15 protein-coding genes are annotated in these 16,333 nt (G+C 72.0%); 8 read left to right on the plus strand and 7 right to left on the minus strand.

The genetic code is table 11. From position 1 onward, the window contains the following. Window positions 1–57 precede the first annotated feature (57 nt). Both ABZ641_RS11605 and ABZ641_RS11610 read left to right on the plus strand, forming a co-directional pair. On the plus strand, window positions 58–2,397 hold the full coding sequence (locus ABZ641_RS11605) for a transglycosylase domain-containing protein (RefSeq protein ID WP_359981003.1): 2,340 nt from the start codon (window positions 58–60) through the stop codon (window positions 2,395–2,397). A 102-nt stretch (window positions 2,398–2,499) separates the two neighbouring features. Beyond that, window positions 2,500–4,071, plus strand: a complete 1,572-nt coding sequence (locus ABZ641_RS11610) for a glycosyltransferase 87 family protein (RefSeq protein WP_344622998.1) — start codon at window positions 2,500–2,502, stop codon at window positions 4,069–4,071. Here the strand turns inward: ABZ641_RS11610 and ABZ641_RS11615 are convergent. The 3 genes from ABZ641_RS11615 to ABZ641_RS11625 all read right to left on the minus strand — a co-directional run bounded on the left by ABZ641_RS11615 (window position 4,068) and on the right by ABZ641_RS11625 (window position 6,758). Continuing rightward, entirely contained in the window at window positions 4,068–5,114 is a 1,047-nt protein-coding gene (locus tag ABZ641_RS11615; protein WP_344623078.1) for an alanine racemase, read from the minus strand. The genes ABZ641_RS11610 and ABZ641_RS11615 overlap by 4 nt on opposite strands. 31 nt (window positions 5,115–5,145) lie before the next feature. Next, a complete protein-coding gene (locus ABZ641_RS11620) occupies window positions 5,146–6,264 on the minus strand; it encodes a peptidoglycan bridge formation glycyltransferase FemA/FemB family protein (RefSeq protein WP_359981006.1) in 1,119 nt (372 codons plus the stop codon). 185 nt (window positions 6,265–6,449) lie between these two features. Further along, the gene (locus ABZ641_RS11625) at window positions 6,450–6,758 is read right to left on the minus strand and encodes a hypothetical protein (protein ID WP_359981009.1); all 309 of its coding nucleotides are present in this window, start codon (window positions 6,756–6,758) and stop codon (window positions 6,450–6,452) included. Window positions 6,759–7,080: 322 nt separating this feature from the next. Between ABZ641_RS11625 and rpsF the strand changes: the two genes are divergently transcribed. From rpsF to rplI, 4 genes are all read left to right on the plus strand, one after another. Beyond that, a complete protein-coding gene (gene rpsF / locus ABZ641_RS11630) occupies window positions 7,081–7,371 on the plus strand; it encodes a 30S ribosomal protein S6 (RefSeq protein ID WP_030270167.1) in 291 nt (96 codons plus the stop codon). 104 nt (window positions 7,372–7,475) lie between these two features. Then, complete coding sequence (locus ABZ641_RS11635; RefSeq protein WP_030270168.1) at window positions 7,476–8,078, plus strand: single-stranded DNA-binding protein; 603 nt, start codon at window positions 7,476–7,478, stop codon at window positions 8,076–8,078. 109 nt (window positions 8,079–8,187) lie between these two features. Then, window positions 8,188–8,424 carry a 30S ribosomal protein S18 gene (rpsR, locus tag ABZ641_RS11640; RefSeq protein WP_030270170.1) on the plus strand — a complete coding sequence of 79 codons (237 nt, stop codon included), beginning with the start codon at window positions 8,188–8,190 and terminating at the stop codon, window positions 8,422–8,424. A 17-nt stretch (window positions 8,425–8,441) separates the two neighbouring features. Then, a complete protein-coding gene (gene rplI, locus ABZ641_RS11645) occupies window positions 8,442–8,888 on the plus strand; it encodes a 50S ribosomal protein L9 (RefSeq protein WP_263104424.1) in 447 nt (148 codons plus the stop codon). 127 nt (window positions 8,889–9,015) lie between these two features. Here the strand turns inward: rplI and ABZ641_RS11650 are convergent, their stop codons facing one another. Further along, complete coding sequence (locus ABZ641_RS11650; protein ID WP_359981014.1) at window positions 9,016–10,341, minus strand: MATE family efflux transporter; 1,326 nt, start codon at window positions 10,339–10,341, stop codon at window positions 9,016–9,018. Window positions 10,342–10,943: 602 nt separating this feature from the next. On the opposite strand from ABZ641_RS11650, the gene dnaB reads away from it, so the two are divergent. After that, a complete protein-coding gene (dnaB, locus tag ABZ641_RS11655; protein WP_344623077.1) occupies window positions 10,944–12,416 on the plus strand; it encodes a replicative DNA helicase in 1,473 nt (490 codons plus the stop codon). A 74-nt stretch (window positions 12,417–12,490) separates the two neighbouring features. Here dnaB and ABZ641_RS11660 read toward each other — a convergent pair whose 3' ends face one another. Further along, entirely contained in the window at window positions 12,491–13,057 is a 567-nt protein-coding gene (locus tag ABZ641_RS11660; protein ID WP_344622994.1) for a dihydrofolate reductase family protein, read from the minus strand. 277 nt (window positions 13,058–13,334) lie between these two features. On the opposite strand from ABZ641_RS11660, the gene ABZ641_RS11665 reads away from it, so the two are divergent. Next, entirely contained in the window at window positions 13,335–13,922 is a 588-nt protein-coding gene (locus ABZ641_RS11665; protein WP_359981016.1) for an HD domain-containing protein, read from the plus strand. Window positions 13,923–13,942: 20 nt separating this feature from the next. On the opposite strand, the gene ABZ641_RS11670 is transcribed toward ABZ641_RS11665, so the two are convergent. Further along, window positions 13,943–14,866 (minus strand): NADP-dependent oxidoreductase, encoded by a 924-nt coding sequence (locus tag ABZ641_RS11670; protein WP_344622992.1) that lies wholly within the window; start codon window positions 14,864–14,866, stop codon window positions 13,943–13,945. A gap of 166 nt (window positions 14,867–15,032) precedes the next feature. Next, window positions 15,033–16,226, minus strand: coding sequence for a mannose-6-phosphate isomerase, class I (gene manA / locus ABZ641_RS11675; protein ID WP_359981019.1), 1,194 nt, complete (start codon window positions 16,224–16,226; stop codon window positions 15,033–15,035). Window positions 16,227–16,333: the final 107 nt, after the last annotated feature.

The raw sequence follows: 16,333 nt of genomic DNA on the forward strand, positions 1-16,333 counted from the left end.
TTTTTTCAAGAAGAAGACGGAATACGCTTTATGTCTTGGGGTGACTGGTGTACTGAGGTGTGCTATTCCGATCGCCGGCGCGGGGGCCCGCCGGCCGGCGCGCCGCCCAAGAAGCGCTTCGTCGACTACCCGCGCTGGGGCAGGAGCGGCTTCCGCCGCTGGATCCCCTCGTGGAAGCAGATCCTCACGCTCTTCCTCGTCTTCTTCGGCGGCACCGTCGCGGCCGTCGGCGTCGCCTTCGCGCTGACCCCCGTCCCGGACGCGAACAAGGAGTTCGACGAGCAGAACAACATCTACTTCTGGGCCGACGGCAGTGAGATGACCCGCACGGGCGGCACCACCAGCCGCCAGGTCGTCCCGCTGGCCGACATCAGCCGGGCGGCGCAGGACACCACGATCGCGGCCGAGAACGAGACCTTCCGCACCGACAGCGGCATCGACCCCAAGGGCATCGCCCGCGCCGTCTACAAGATGGCCTCCGGCGGCGAGACCCAGGGCGGCTCGACGATCACCCAGCAGTACGTCAAGAACTACTACCTGAGCAAGGACCAGACCGTGACCCGCAAGGTCAAGGAGCTGTTCATCACGCTCAAGATCGCCGACCAGAAGGACGAGGTCCTCAAGGGCTACCTCAACACCAGCTGGTACGGCCGCAACTCCATCGGGGTCCAGGCCGCGGCCCAGGCCTACTACGGCAAGGACGCCTCGCAGATCGACATCTGCCAGGGCGCCATGCTGGCCGGCCTGCTCAAGGGCGCGGGCCTCTACGACCCGTCGCTGACCCCCGAGAACCACAAGCGCATGCAGGAGCGCTGGGAGTACGTCCTCAAGCGCATGGTCGTCGCCAACCTGGCCACCCAGGCGGACGTCGACAAGTGCGGGAAGGCCTTCCCGGAGCCGATCAAGCCCAAGGCCCAGTCGAACATGAAGGGTGAGATCAACTACCTGGTGGAGACGGCCAACAAGTACCTGATGGCCAAGGACCCGACCATCAACGAGAACGATCTCCAGCACGGCGGCTACAAGATCTACACCACCTTCGAGAAGACCAAGGTCGACGCGCTGAAGGCCGCCGTGGACGGCTTCCAGAAGGACAACCTCCACCCGGACAAGCACGACAAGGACAAGTTCGTGCAGATGGGTGCGGCCTCGGTGGTGCCCAACGACGGTGCCATCGTGGCCATCTACGGCGGCGACGGCATCGAGAACGGCCACTACACCAACAACGCCGACGCCCCCGGCATCCCGGTCGGCTCGACCTTCAAGCCCTTCGTCCTGGCCACCGCCATGCAGACCGGCGTGCTGACCAAGACGGACGACGAGGGACATCCGACCAAGATCAGCACCGACAGCCGGTACATGGCCAACAACCTGACCGAGATCTTCAAGCCGGACGGCAGCCCCGTCATCGGCGACAACGGCCAGCCCTACCGCCAGCGCAACGACAGCACCTCCGCCCCGGGGTACGTGACGCTGAAGGAGGCCATGAAGAACTCCTACAACGTGCCCTTCGTCCAGCTCAACCAGGACGTCGGCGGCAAGAACGTCGAGGCCATGGTGCTGAAGATGGGCCTGCGCCAGGGCAGCCTGGCGCCGTCCAGCACCATCACCTTCCCGCTGGGCACCTCGACGCCGAGCGCGATCCGCATGGCCTCGGCCTACTCGGTGTTCGCGGCCCACGGCCAGCAGACCGACCCGTACTCGGTGAGGCGGGTGTCCAAGGACGGCGTCGACCTTCCGATGTTCACCAAGCCGCCCGCGAAGAAGGTGCTCGACCCGGCCGTCGCCGACAACATCACCGACGTGCTGGAGAACGTGGCCAAGAACGGCACCGGCAAGAAGACCAACGAGCTGGGCTTCCCGGTGGCGGGCAAGACCGGCACCACCGACTCCGGCACCTCGGCCTGGTGGGTCGGCTACACCAACAGCCTGGTGACCTCGGTCGGCATGTGGCGCGAGGAGCCTGGCAAGCCCGGTCTGCTCTCGCTCGACGGCACCGCCGGCAAGACCGAGATCCACGGTGGTGACTTCCCGACCGACGTCTTCACCCGTTACATGAAGGTCATCGGCCCGGGCAACCCGCGCAACTTCCCGGACCCGGGCGAGGCCGGTGTGAAGGTGGACGCCTCGGGCGCCCCGTCGACCGCGTCGCCCTCGGCCTCCGCCTCGGCCTCGGCCTCGGCCTCCCCGTCGGGGAGCCCGTCGACCACGCCGAGCCCGACCACCGGGCCGACCGGCAGCCCGTCGCCGACCGCGACGGAGAGCTGCTTCCTCATCTGCCCGACCAGGACGGGCCCGACCCGGACCGGCAAGCCCTCGCCGAGCCCGACCGACACCTCCACCCAGGGCGGTGGCGGCGGAGGAGGCGGCGGCGGAGGCGCGCTGACAGGACAGTGACGGAGCACCGGCGCCGGTCCACCCCCCAGGGGGCGGGCCGGCGCCGGTGTCTTTGCCGGGGTCTCCTCGTCGTGCGGGCGGTGGTGCGGCAGTATGTCCGCCATGACGTCCAGCACCCACGAGACCGCCGGGCCCGCGCCCGCACCGGCGGCCGGTCCGCTGCCCAACACCGTCGTCGTGCCGGCCGACGAGGACCCGGTCGCGGCGGCCGGCAGCGAGGTGTTCGGCGGCCCGCCCGGACGCCGCGCGCTGCTCGGCGTCTCCTGGTGGACCCCGGCCCGCTTCCTCGCCCTGGTCGTCATCGCCACCTACGTGCTCGGCCTGGTGCAGAAGGTGCCGTGCTACGACGGCGGCTGGTTCCACGGCGCGACCACCCAGTACACCCACGCCTGCTACAGCGACATCCCGCACCTGTTCTCCGGTCGCGGCTTCGACAGCGGGCGCCACCCGTACCTGGACCCGCTGCCCTTCCCGACCCAGGACATGCAGTACCTGGAGTACCCCGTCCTGACCGGTCTGTTCATGCAGGTCGCGGCCTGGCTGACGCCGACCGGCGGCGAGCTGCAGGGGCGCGAACAGTGGTTCTGGATGGTCAACGCGGGCATGCTGATGGTCTGCGCGGTGGTCGTCGTGGTGGCGCTCACCCGCACCCACCGCCGGCGCCCGTGGGACGCGCTGCTGTTCGCCGTCGCGCCCTGCCTGGCCCTGGACTCCACCATCAACTGGGACATGCTCGCGGTGGCGCTGGCCGCCGTCGCCATGGCGTACTGGGCGGGCTCCCGGCCGGTCGCGGCCGGTGTCCTCATCGGACTGGCCACCGCGGCCAAGCTCTACCCCGTGCTGCTGCTCGGGCCGCTGCTGGTGCTGTGCTGGCGCGCCGGGAAGTGGCGCGACTTCGGCCGGGCGCTCGGCGGCGCGGTCGCGGCCTGGCTGGTCGTCAACCTGCCCATCATGATCGCCAATTTCAAGGGCTGGGCGACCTTCTACACCTTCAGCCAGGTCCGCAAGGAGGACTTCGGCTCGTTCTGGCTGATCCTCATGCAGGACCGCAACCAGCAGCTGCCCACCCTCAACACCTGGATCTCGGTGCTGCTGGTGCTGTGCTGCCTGGCCGTCGGCTGGCTGGCGCTCTCCGCGCCGCGCCGCCCCCGCTTCGCCCAGCTCGCCCTGCTGGTGGTCGCCGCGTTCGTGCTCACCAACAAGGTCTACTCGCCGCAGTACGTGCTGTGGCTGATCCCGCTCGCCGCCCTCGCCCGGCCGCGCTGGCGGGACTTCCTGATCTGGCAGACCTGCGAGGTGCTGTACTTCCTCGGCGTCTGGTCGTACCTCGCCTACACCGGCGACTCCAAGCAGCACGGCATCGGCCAGGACTGGTACCACCTGGCGATCGCCCTGCACCTGCTCGGCACGCTCTACCTCTGCGCGATGGTCGTCCGCGACATGCTGCACCCGGAGCACGACCCCGTCCGCTGGGACGGCAGCGACGACCCCTCCGGCGGTGTGCTGGACGGCGCCCCGGACGTCTTCGTGCTCGGCGCCGCCCGCCGGCTGCGCGAGGAGGCGACCTACGCGGAGTACGCGCCGCAGTACGACTGGACCTGGAGCGCGCCCGACGAGGCCGCCCCGGTGCCCGCCGACGGCGCGGCCCCCGACCGGGACGCGCCCGGCGCCTAGGCGGCGCCCAGCAAGGTCTCCCGGTGGTCGACCACCCGGTCGAAGTGGGTGGTGGTGTGGCGGACGGTGAGCGGGAGTTCGTCGCCGATCACCGGGGGCTTGGTGGCGCCCGGCAGGAAGAGGATCGACACCTGCATGTGCGGCGGCTCGGCGAACCACAGCTGGCGGCCGCCCCAGGCGTACGGGGAGAGGGTGCGGTTGACGGCGGCCAGCCCGGCCCGGGCCAGGCCCTTGGCGCGGGGCAGCACGCCGTGCAGGTACTTGGGGGCCTCCATGCCGACGCCGTGCGCGGTGCCGCCGGTGACCACCAGCAGGTGGCCGTCGGAGGGCGCCTTGTGCTGGCGGTAGCCGTAGCGCTCGCCCCTGGCCACCGCGGTCACGTCCAGCACGGTGGCGGCGGCGTGCAGCGCGGCGACGTCGCCGAGCCAGAGCCGGGTGCCGATCCGGGAGCGGAAGGCGGTGTCCGGGTACCGGGAGCCCAGGCGCGCCACGTCGGCGGCGGCCAGGTGGCTCAGGTAGACCGTGCCCGGCGCCGGGCCCGCCGCGGCGATCGCCTCCATCCAGTCGGCCACCTCGCCGGCCGGGTCCGAGCCGTCCGGCCGGTCCAGCGGCAGGTGCAGCGCGAAGCCCTCCACCACCGGGCCGTCGGTGGGCAGCTTGGCCAGGTCGGCGCGGGCGATGCCGTGGCGTCTCATGCTGGTCATGCACTCCACCACCACCCGGGCGCCGGCCGGCAGCGCCCGCAGGGCGTCGAGGTGGGCGACCGTGCGGATCGTCCCGGGCGGCACCGCGGGCGCGTCCTCGCCCGGCCGGTACGGGGTGAGCACCAGCAGGTCCCCGGGGAAGGACACGTCGGCGGCCTCCTGGGCGGTGCCGACCGCCAGCATCCCGGTGCCGAGCAGCGCCGCCTCCTCGGCGAGCCGGGCGTTGCCCAGTCCGTAGCCGTTGCCCTTGGCCACCGGCACCAGGCCGGGGTACTCCGCCAGCACCGCCTGCTGGTGCGCCCGCCAGCGGGCGGTGTCCACGTACAGCGACAGGGTCATCGTCACTCCCCGAGGATGTGGTGAGGGCGTCTCAGCGGCGCGACATGTAGAGGTCGAGCGCCTTGTGCAGCAGCTTGTTCAGCGGGAAGTCCCACTCGCCGAGGTACTCGGCGGCCTGGCCGCCGGTGCCGAGCTTGAACTGGATCAGCCCGAAGAGGTGGTCGTCCTCCTGGAGGGTGTCGCTGATCCCGCGCAGGTCGTAGAGGGTGGCGCCCAGCGCGTAGGCGTCGCGCATCATCCGCCACTGGATCGCGTTCGACGGCTTGACCTCGCGCTTGTGGTCGGCGGAGGCGCCGTAGGAGTACCAGACGTGCTCGCCGACGGCGAGCATGGTGGTCGCGGCCAGCGGTTCGCCCTCGTGGTAGGCGATGTAGAGCCGCATCCGGTTCGGGTCCTCGGCGGCGAGCGACTTCCACATCCGCTGGAAGTAGGCCAGCGGCCGGGGGGTGAAGCGGTCCCGCGCGGCGGTGACCACGTAGAGGCGGTGGAAGACCTCCAGGTCGTCGAAGCCGCCCTGGACGACCTCGACGCCGCTCTTCTCGGCCTTCTTGATGTTGCGCCGCCACAGCTGGTTGAAGCCGCGCTGGACGTCGTCGAGCGAGCGGTCGGCGAGCGGCACCTGGAAGACGTAGCGGGGCTGGACGTCGCCGAAGCCCGCGCCGCCGTCCTCGCCCTGCAGCCAGCCGGCCTTGCGGAGCCGGTCGGCGACCTCGAAGGCGCGCGGCTCGTACCAGTCCGGCTCGACGTCGCGCAGCCGCTTGGCCTGTCCGCTGGCGATGGCGGCCTTGAGGGTGGTGGCGTCCCAGCGGCGGACGACCACCGGCGGGCCCATCTTCACCGAGAACGCGCCCCGGTCCTTGAGGTGCGCCAGCATCGGCTGCAGCCAGCCGTCGAGGTCCCGGTCGAACCAGTCGATCACCGGGCCCTCCGGCAGGTAGGCCAGGTAGCGCTTCACCTTGGGGAGCTGCCGGTACAGCACCAGGCCCGCACCGACCTGCACGCCCGACTCGTCGAACCAGCCGAGGCTCTCCGAGCGCCACTCCGCCTTCACGTCCGCCCAGGCGGGCACCTGCATGTGACTGGCGGAGGGACGGGACTGGATGAAGGCGAGGTGTTCCTCGCGGCTGATCGTCCTCAGGCGCAGGCTCATGCTGGGATGCTCCTCCTCGGTCGGGCGGTCCAGGGTGAGGTCACGGCGACCCTATCGCCCGAATGGTCCGTTTCTGCCGGGGCTGGCCGGACATGCCGGTGCCCTCTCCGCGTACCTGATACCCGAGCACGGGCGAGTACGCGAGGAGGGCACCGGAGGTCACGCGGCGGACCGGCGCGCGCGGGTCACCACAAGCCCCCGAAGAAGCCGCCGTGCGCGAGGCCGAGGTAGAGGCCCACACCGGCCAGGCCGGTGGAGATCACCAGGGCGAAGCGCTCGGCCGTGGTGACCGAGATGAACTGGCCCCACAGGCCGGCCACGATGCCGACCAGGCCGGTCCACGAGCTCATGATGTGCAGGTTGTCGAAGAACGCGCTGACGAAGGCCAGCAGGCCGAAGACGGCGGCCACCGCGACGAACGCGTTCTCGCGCGGGTGCGTGTGGCCGTCGGTGTTGAGGGTGAGGGCCGGAAACCGGCGGACGGTCTGAGCCATGGGACCCACCTCCCGGGTGGACTACGGGCGGGACGGGGCGGTGCCCGTCGGCGGCACGGACCGGACAGCGTGCCGTTCCGTCCAGATTGCGGCCGGTATGCCCAGGATCACAACCCCTATGCGTTTTGGGTCGGACCCTCCGGCCCGGTAGGCTGTGCGGTCTGCACTGGTGTAGGTGTGCCCCCGTGTGCCCTTCGCCGGGACCGGTTGTCAGACCCCGCCACTACGGTGGCCGGAGTCGACACCGCACCGGTGCGACGCTGCACAACCCTCCTGCCACGGAGAGACCGTGGCCGTTGAGTCCAAAGGAGGTGGGTTACCCATGCGTCACTACGAGGTGATGGTGATCCTCGACCCGTCGGTCGAGGAGCGCGCTGTCTCCCCCCTGATCGAGAACTTCCTCAACGTTGTCCGCACCGGTGGCGGCAAGGTCGAGAAGATCGACACCTGGGGCCGTCGTCGTCTGGCCTACGAGATCAACAAGCAGTCCGAGGGCATCTACTCGGTCATCGACCTGAAGGCCACGCCTGAGGTCGTCAAGGAGCTCGACCGCCAGCTCAGCCTGAGCGAGTCGGTTCTGCGGACCAAGGTCCTGCGCCCGGACACCCACTGAGCCACCTCTGACGCCTCCGGCGTCAGGTGACTCACGCCCGGTGTTTCACGTGAAACACCGAGCGAGCACCGCAGAACTCCTTTTTCCGAGAGGTCATCACCACCATGGCAGGCGAGACCGTCATCACCCTCGTCGGCAATCTCGTCGACGACCCCGAGCTGCGCTTCACCCCGTCGGGTGCCGCGGTCGCGAAGTTCCGTATCGCGTCCACCCCGCGCACCTTCGACCGCCAGACCAACGAGTGGAAGGACGGCGAGAGCCTCTTCCTCACGTGCAACGTCTGGCGGCAGCCGGCGGAGAACGTCGCCGAGTCGCTGCAGAAGGGCATGCGCGTCATCGTGCAGGGCCGGCTGCGCCAGCGGTCTTACGACACCAAGGAAGGCGAGAAGCGGACGGTCTTCGAGGTGGAGGTCGACGAGGTCGGCCCGAGCCTGCGGTCGGCGACCGCCAAGGTCACCCGGGCCAACCGGTCCGGCGGCCCCGGCGGTGGCGGCGGCTTCGGCGGCCAGCAGGGCGGGGCTCCGTCCGGCGGCGGCTGGGGCGGCCAGCAGGGCGGTGGCGGCGGCGGCTGGGGTGGCAACTCCGGCGGCCAGTCCGGCCCGTCCGACGACCCGTGGGCGTCCTCCGCGCCCTCCGGTGGCAACCAGGGCGGCGGCGGCTGGGGTGGCAACTCCGGCGGCGGCTACTCGGAAGAGCCCCCGTTCTAGCGGTGCACGCCGGGCACGGCCCCTGGGCCGGGCCCTGGCATGCTGAGAGATTTCGTGCGGTCCGCGCCGCCTCGCGCGTCCGGACCGTCCATCCCCAATGGAGCACATGATGGCGAAGCCGCCTGCTCGCAAGCCGAAGAAGAAGGTTTGCGTCTTCTGCAAGGACAAGGTCAACTACGTTGACTACAAGGACACGAACCTGCTGCGGAAGTTCATCTCCGACCGCGGCAAGATCCGTGCCCGCCGGGTCACCGGCAACTGCACCCAGCACCAGCGTGACGTCGCCACGGCCGTGAAGAACAGCCGTGAGATGGCGCTGCTGCCCTACACCTCCACCACGCGCTAAGAGAGGGTGACCGAACAATGAAGATCATCCTCACTCACGAGGTCCCCGGCCTCGGCAGCGCCGGCGAGGTCGTCGAGGTCAAGGACGGCTACGCCCGCAACTTCCTGGTCCCGCGCGGCTTCGCCATCCGCTGGACCAAGGGCGGCCAGAAGGACGTCGACGCGATCCGTCGCGCCCGCAAGATCCACGAGATCCAGACCCTCGAGGCGGCCAACGAGGTCAAGGCCAAGCTCGAGGGCCTGCAGGTCAAGCTCGCCGTCCGCTCGGGCGACGCCGGCCGCCTGTTCGGCTCGGTGACCCAGGCCGACGTCGTCGACGCCATCAAGGCCGCCGACGGCCCGGCGGTGGACAAGCGCGCCGTCGCGATCGCCTCCCCGATCAAGACCCTGGGCACCCACAAGGTCTCGGTCAAGCTGCACTCCGACGTGCAGGCCAACCTCGACGTCAACGTCGTGGCCGCCTGAGCGCTCCCGTAGCAGTTCGAGGGCCGGTCTCCCCGCAGGGGGAGGCCGGCCCTCGGTCGTTCCGCCGTCCCGTCCGGGCCCGGCCCCGGAGGGGACGGGTGCGGCTCAGGTGCGGCTCAGGTGCGGCTCAGGCGCGGACGGCGCCGGTCACCAGCCAGCGCCCGGTGCGCACCCGGAGCACCAGGAAGAACGCCCGGGTGAGCATGAAGAGGTTCATCGCCCACCAGAGCGCGGCCAGCCCGCCGCCGAGGCCCGGCACCGCGAGCGCGGCCGGGGCGAAGACCACCAGGGTCGCCAGCATCGCCGCCGCCAGATAGCCGCCGTCGCCGGCGCCCATCAGCACCCCGTCCAGGACGAACACCACACCGCCCACCGGCTGGGTGAGCGCGGCCAGCAGCAGCGCGGTGCCCAGCTCCGCCCGCACCGCCGGGTCGGCGGTGAACAGCGGTACGTACAGCGGACGGGCCAGCACGATCAGCAGGCCGAGCAGCAGGCCCGCGCCGATGCCCCACTCGACCATCCGCCGCGTCGCCGCGCGGGTGCCCGCCACGTCGCCGGCGCCCAGGTACCGGCCGACGATCGCCTGCCCGGCGATCGCCACGGCGTCCAGGGCGAAGGCCACGAAGGACCAGATGGTCATGGTGATCTGGTGGGCGGCGATCTCGGCGTCGCCCAGGGTGGCGGCCACCGCGGTGGCGATCAGCAGCACGGCCCGCAGGCTGAGGGTGCGGACCAGCAGCGGCCCGCCGGCCCGGGCGCAGGCCCGGATCCCGGCGGCGTCCGGCCGCAGGCCGGCGCCCTCCCGCCGGGCGCCGCGCACCACCACGACCAGGTAGGCGGCGGCCATCGCGTTCTGGGCCAGCACGGTGCCCCAGGCGGAGCCGGCCACGCCGAGGCCGGCCCCGTACACCAGGCCGAGGTTGAGCACGGCGTTCGCCGCGAAGCCGGCCACCGCGACCAGCAGCGGGGTGCGGGTGTCCTGCAGGCCGCGCAGCACGCCGGTGGCCGCCAGCACGACCAGCATGGCGGGGATGCCGAGGGCGCTGATCCGCAGGTAGGTGACGGCGTGCGGGGCCGCGGTGGGGGAGGCGCCCAGCAGGGCGGTCGCCTGCGGGGCCAGCGCCACGGTCAGCAGGACGAGCCCGGCGGAGAGGAGCAGGGCCAGCCAGATGCCGTCCACGCCCTGCTGGACGGCGGCCCGCCGGTCGCCGGCGCCGATCCTGCGGGCGACCGCGGCGGTGGTGGCGTAGGCGAGGAAGACGAAGACGCCGATGACGGTGGTGAGCACGGCGGAGGCGGTGCCGAGCCCGGCCAGCTGGGCGGTGCCGAGGTGGCCGACGATCGCCGAGTCGGCCATCAGGAAGAGCGGCTCGGCGACCAGGGCGCCGAAGGCCGGCACGGCGAGCGCGAGGATCTCGCGGTCGTGGCTGCGACGGGCGGTCGGGGAGGTCATGTGAGCCAGACTACTCATCCACAGGTAAGTGGTGAATAGGATCTGCATCACTTACTCGAAATCTTGATCGAGGGACCACGGAACGGGATGTCCACGGCCCGTCGGGTGAACGGGCGGCCGTGTGAACTTTTTCTCATGCACAGCCGATCGAGGAAGTAATCGCAGGTCAAACGGTTGACGGTAGAGGATGGTGTGGTTATCCACAGACCTGTCCACAGGGTTGTGCACAGGTTTCGGGCACTTCTCCACAGGTGGCGACCCGTCGTCCACACCCCCTGTGGATAACCGTCTTGGCCGAACAGCCCCCGGCGCCGTAGCGTGGGGCGCCGACCCGCCCCTGCCCCGTGCCCGTTCCGGGCCCGGCCGGGGCCGCCCCGCGCGACACCCGTGGCCCGGTGGCGGAAATGTCGGCCGGGTGGCGTATGAAGGAGGATGCGTCATCGGCAAGGCCCGCTCCACTCGCACGATTCGCTGATCGGGGAACACGCGTGACCGGCCCCCAGTACGACGACCACGACGTTCCCCCGCCCCCGGAGGACGACTGGCAGCCGTCCGACGACGCCTTCGGTCCCGGCTCCTTCCCCAGCACGCCGAGCGACCGCCTGCCGGTCTCCCGCAGCCGTGACGGCGGCGGCCAGGGCGGCGGCCGGGGCTCCCTCCAGCGCGGCGGCGACGGCTTCCGGCGCGGCGACGGCGGCCGGCGGGACGGCGGGTCCGACGAGGAGCGGATGCCCGCCGCGGACGGCTTCGAGCGCGTCCCCCCGCAGGACCTGGCGGCCGAGCAGTCCGTCCTCGGCGGCATGCTGCTCTCCAAGGACGCCATCGCCGACGTCGTCGAGGTGCTCAAGCCGGCCGACTACTACCGGCCCGCCCACGAGCTCATCCACGGCGCGATCCTCGACCTGTACGCCCGCGGCGAGCCCGCCGACCCGATCACCGTCGCCGGCGAGCTGACCAAGCGCGGCGAGCTCGCCCGGGTGGGCGGCCCCGGCTACCTGCACACCCTGGTCAACTCCGTTCCGACCGCGGCCAACGCGGAGTACTACGCGGAGATCGTCCACGAGCGGGCCGTCCTCAGACGCCTGGTCGAGGCCGGCACCAGGATCGCCGGCATGGGCTACGCGGCGGAGGGCGACGTCGACGAGATCGTCAACGCCGCGCAGGCCGAGATCTACGCCGTCACCGAGCAGCGCACCAACGAGGACTACGCCCCGCTCGCCGACATCATGGAGGGCGCCCTCGACGAGATCGAGGCGATCGGCTCGCGGGCCGGCCAGATGAACGGCGTGCCCACCGGGTTCGCCGACTTCGACCAGCTGACCAACGGACTGCACCCGGGTCAGATGATCGTCATCGCGGCCCGTCCCGCGATGGGCAAGTCGACCCTGGCGCTGGACTTCGCCCGGGCCGCCTCCATCCACAACAACCTGCCCAGCGTCATCTTCTCGCTCGAAATGGGGCGCAACGAGATCGCGATGCGCCTGCTGTCCGCCGAGGCGCGGGTGGCGCTGCACCACATGCGCTCGGGCAACATGACGGACGACGACTGGACGCGGGTCGCCCGCCGGATGCCCGACGTCACCAACGCGCCGCTCTACATCGACGATTCGCCGAACCTGTCGATGATGGAGATCCGGGCCAAGTGCCGCCGGCTCAAGCAGCGCAACGACCTCCGACTGGTCGTCATCGACTACCTCCAGCTGATGCAGTCCGGCGGCTCCCGCCGGGCCGAGAGCCGTCAGCAGGAGGTCTCCGACATGTCCCGAAACCTCAAGCTGCTCGCCAAGGAGCTGGAGCTCCCGGTCATCGCGCTCAGCCAGCTGAACCGTGGACCCGAACAGCGCACCGACAAGAAGCCGATGGTCTCGGACCTGCGAGAGTCCGGATCCATCGAGCAGGACGCCGACATGGTCATCCTGCTGCACCGCGAGGACGCCTACGAGAAGGAGTCCCCGCGCGCGGGCGAGGCCGACCTCATCGTCGCCAAGCACCGCAACGGCCCCACCGCGACCATCACCGTCGCCTTCCAGGGCCACTACTCGCGCTTCGTCGACATGACCCGCGACATGGGCTGAGGGGCAGGCAAGGTCTCGGACTCCGTGGCCGGCGACGGCATGTCCGACACGGATCCGGGGCAGCGGGAAGCTGCTCAGCGCCTCGTCTCGTACCTGGTCAGGACCACGCCGCCGGGCAACGTCCGCGTCTCCACCAGGTTCAGGTTCACCCAGCCGTCCAGCGCGGTGAAGAACGGTGTGCCGCCGCCCACCAGGACCGGATGGGTGGCGATCACGTACTCGTCGATCAGCCCGGCGCGCATGGCGGCCCCGGCGAGCGTTGCGCCGCCGATGTTCATGGGGCCGCCGTCCTCGGCCTTGAGCCGGGTGATCTCGGCGATCGCGTCGCCGGTGACCAGGCGGGTGTTCCAGTCGACCTCGTGGATCGTCGAGGAGAACACCACCTTCGGCGTGTCCCGCCAGTTCCGGGCGAACTCGACCTCCGCCGGGGTGGCGTCGGGCTGCCGGTCGCCGGTCGGCCAGTAGGAGCTCATGGTCTCCCACAGCTTGCGCCCGTACAGCGACAGTTCACTCGCCTGCTCGTGGTCGAGCCACCACTGGAACAGCTCGCTGCTCGGCGGTCCGCTCCAGCCGATGTCGTCACCGGCCGCGGCGATGTAGCCGTCCAGGGTCAGGTTCATCCCGTAGATCAGTTTCCGCACGGCTCAGCCTTCCGTCCGTAGGTGTCCGGGGTACGGACCGGCGCGGCCGGGGAAGCCCGTCGGTGCGCGAACCGGGCTCGCCGGTGGTCCTCGTGCTCGTGGCTCAGCCTGGTGTACTTGGCCGGCACGGGCAAGCCGCCCGATCCCGGCCTCGCCCTCGCGAGGGCATGCCACGGATGTGAGACCGATCATGGATGACAGGGCCGTGAGGCAGCCGGGAACGCCCGGGTCACGCGAGATCGACATGTCGCGGGCGGCGAGACCCTACGAGGGGGTCGTGGACGTGCTCGCCGTCGCCCTGGACGACTGCCGGACACCGCGGTTGCGGCCGCTGCCACAGGAGGTCGCCGAACTGCTGCGGGACCTCGGCGCCCCGCCCCGGCTGGTGGCCCACCTGCGGGCCGTCCACGAGGTCGCGGGGCAGCTCCTCGACTGGGTGGCGGAGCACTGCCCGGCGCTCGAACTCGACCGGGGGGCCGTGCTGTTCGGCGCGGCCACGCACGACATCGGCAAGGTCCGGCACCCCGCCGAGCTGTCCGGCCCCGGCTCCGCACACGAACCGGCCGGGCGGGACCTCCTGCTGGAGCACGGGGTGTCCGCGGAGCTGGCCCGGTTCGCCGCCGGGCACGCCACCTGGGACGCCCCCGGCACCCGGGCCGAGGACCTGCTGGTGAGCCTGGCCGACAAGGTCTGGAAGAACAAGCGCGTCCCGGACCTGGAGGACCGCGTGGTGGCCGAGCTGTGCCGGGTCGGCGGCCGCCCCGGGTGGGAGGAGTTCCTGGCCCTGGACGAACTCCTCACCCGCATCGGTGACGGTGCCGACGAACGCCTGGCCTACCAGGCCGCCCACCCCGTCCTGGGCTGAGGCCCCGGAGCGTCGCCCGGTCACACGGTCAGCACCACCGCGCCCCGCGTGCCGCCCGCCTCCAGCCGGGCGTGCGCGGCGGCGACCTCCTCCAGCGGGAGGACGGAGTCCACCCGGACGACGAGCCGGCCGTCCGCGACCAGCTTCGCCAGTCCGGCGAGCGCGGGCCCGTCGGGGCGGACGTTGTGGACGGCGACCTCGATGCCGCGTTCGGCCGCGGGTGCGGCCGGCGGACGGACGGCGACGAACAGCCCGCCGTCGCGCACCGCCGCCAGCAGCGGTGTGGAGAGGCCGGCGGCATCGACCACCGCGTCGGCACCACCGGGGGCGAGGCCGCGCAGGGCGTCCACCGCCGACTCCCCGCGGGCGACGAACTCCGCCCCCATCGCGGTGAGTTCCGCCTCGTCCCGGGGGCCGGCGACGGCGAGCACGCGCAGCCCGCGGGCGAGCGCCAGCTGCGTGGTGAGGTACCCCAGGTTGCCGCCCGCACCGGTGACCACCAGGGTGGCGCCGGCGCCGAGGCCGGTGCGCTCGACGGCCTGCAGTGCGGTCAGCCCGTTGAGCGGGAGCGCCGCGGCGGTGGCGGCCGGGACGTCGTCCGGGGCGGGGGCGAGCTGGTCGGCGGGCAGCACCGCGTAGTCGGCGTGGGTGCCGTTACGGGTCGCGAACCAGTGCGAGAGGCCGATGACGTCCTCGCCGACCGCGAAGGCGGTGACGCCCTCGCCCACCGCGTCGACCGTGCCGGCCACGTCCCAGCCCAGCCGGAACGGTGGTGCGCCGAGCAGCCCGGCCATCAGACCTGAGCGCACCGCGGTGTCCGCGGGGTGCACGGCCAGCGCCCGGTTGCGGACCCGGACCTCGCCCGGCCCTGGGACGGGGACGGGCGCTTCGGTGATCTCGGCCTGCCGGGCGTCGCCGTAGCTGCGGACGGTGACAGCGCGCATGGTGCTCTCCTCGGTTCTCGTCGGCCGGGCGTCGGCCCGGCCGGTCGGTGTGCTTCGAGGCTGTCACCGGGCGATCGGCGGCGGCAGAGGAGAGTTGACCCTGGGACTGCCGGTCCCGGGCTGGGCGGCGGGGCCGTCGTACCCCGCCGCCCGGGCCGACCCGGCGTCAGAGGGTGACGGTGGCGCGGAAGACGGTGGCACCCGGCCCGGCGACGGCGGTGTCGGTGCCGTCGGCAGGCAGGAAGGCGGACTGCCCGCGGGCGAGGTCCAGCGTGCCGCCGTCGGCGGAGGTGAGCCGGACGGAGCCCTCGGTGCAGAGCAGGACCTGGGGGGCCGGGCCGGGCAGTACCGCGGGCTCGGCGCCCAGGGTGTACCGGGAGAGCCGGAACTCGTCGACCGGCACCGGGTAGTGGTGCTCGCCGTCGGCGGCCGCCGCGGGCCGCAGCACGTCGGGGGCGCCGGGCTCGAAGCGGACCACGCGCAGCAGCTCGGGGACGTCGATGTGCTTGGGGGTGAGCCCGCAGCGCAGCACGTTGTCGGAGTTGGCCATGATCTCGACGCCGGTGCCGCGGAGGTAGGCGTGCGGAACCCCGGCCCCCAGGTAGAGCGCCTCGCCGGGCTGCAGCCGGACGTGGTTCAGCAGCAGGGCGGCGATCAGGCCGGTGTCGCCGGGGAACTCGCGGGCGGCGAAGGCGTATCCGGCCATGGCGCCCGACGGGTCGCCCTCGGCGGCGGCCTCGACGGCGCGGGCCACCTCGGCCACGGTGCGCCCGGCCTCCTCGCCGGTCAGCGAGAGGACGGCGGCGAGAGTCTCGGCGAGCGCCTCCGCGGCGGGCTTGCTGCGCAGGACGTCGATCAGCGGGTCGAGCGCCGGCACCGCGAGCGAGGCCATCAGCGCGGCCGCCTCCGCAGGCTCGCGGAAGCCGCAGAGACCCTCGAACTCGTCCAGTGCGCAGAGGAGTTCCGGCTTGTGGTTGGCGTCCTTGTAGTTGCGGTGCGGGGCGTCGACCGGGATGCCGGCGGCCTCCTCGGCGGCGTACCCGGCGCGGGCCTGCTCCAGCGTGGGGTGGGCCTGGATGGAGAGCGGCCGGCCGGCGGCGAGGACCTTGAGCAGGAAGGGCAGGGCGGGGCCGAAGCGGGCGACGGCGGCGGCGCCGAGTTCGCGCCCGGGATCGGCGGCGATCACCGCGTCGAGGGTGGCCGGCCCGTTGCCGCGGTCCACCCGGGAGGAGTCGCCGGGGTGCGCACCGAGCCACATCTCGGCCTGCGGTTCCCCGGTGGGCTGCTGGCCGAGGAGGGCGGGGATGGCGGTGGTCGATCCCCAGGCGTAGGGGCGGACGGTGTTCTGCAGCCTGTCCATCGGCTCGGTTCCTCGCTGTTCCGCGGGGTTGCTGTCGGAACGCCAGACTCTAGCCGAGCGGTGTGTACGGACGGGTGCGGTGCGGCGGCCCGGCCGGGCCGCCGCAC

It is taken from the genome of Kitasatospora sp. NPDC007106 (assembly GCF_040634455.1).
Taxonomy (GTDB): domain Bacteria; phylum Actinomycetota; class Actinomycetes; order Streptomycetales; family Streptomycetaceae; genus Kitasatospora; species Kitasatospora arboriphila.

Excerpts from the sequence above, each read along its gene's own strand:
- ABZ641_RS11615 (WP_344623078.1), bottom strand. The coding sequence starts at position 5,114 with ATGACCCTGTCGCTGTACGTGGACACCGCCCGCTGGCGGGCGCACCAG.
- manA (WP_359981019.1), bottom strand. The coding sequence starts at position 16,226 with ATGGACAGGCTGCAGAACACCGTCCGCCCCTACGCCTGGGGATCGACC.
- ABZ641_RS11610 (WP_344622998.1), top strand. The coding sequence starts at position 2,500 with ATGACGTCCAGCACCCACGAGACCGCCGGGCCCGCGCCCGCACCGGCG.
- ABZ641_RS11625 (WP_359981009.1), bottom strand. The coding sequence starts at position 6,758 with ATGGCTCAGACCGTCCGCCGGTTTCCGGCCCTCACCCTCAACACCGAC.
- rpsF (WP_030270167.1), top strand. The coding sequence starts at position 7,081 with ATGCGTCACTACGAGGTGATGGTGATCCTCGACCCGTCGGTCGAGGAG.
- ABZ641_RS11650 (WP_359981014.1), bottom strand. The coding sequence starts at position 10,341 with ATGACCTCCCCGACCGCCCGTCGCAGCCACGACCGCGAGATCCTCGCG.
- ABZ641_RS11635 (WP_030270168.1), top strand. The coding sequence starts at position 7,476 with ATGGCAGGCGAGACCGTCATCACCCTCGTCGGCAATCTCGTCGACGAC.
- rpsR (WP_030270170.1), top strand. The coding sequence starts at position 8,188 with ATGGCGAAGCCGCCTGCTCGCAAGCCGAAGAAGAAGGTTTGCGTCTTC.
- rplI (WP_263104424.1), top strand. The coding sequence starts at position 8,442 with ATGAAGATCATCCTCACTCACGAGGTCCCCGGCCTCGGCAGCGCCGGC.
- ABZ641_RS11620 (WP_359981006.1), bottom strand. The coding sequence starts at position 6,264 with ATGAGCCTGCGCCTGAGGACGATCAGCCGCGAGGAACACCTCGCCTTC.
- ABZ641_RS11670 (WP_344622992.1), bottom strand. The coding sequence starts at position 14,866 with ATGCGCGCTGTCACCGTCCGCAGCTACGGCGACGCCCGGCAGGCCGAG.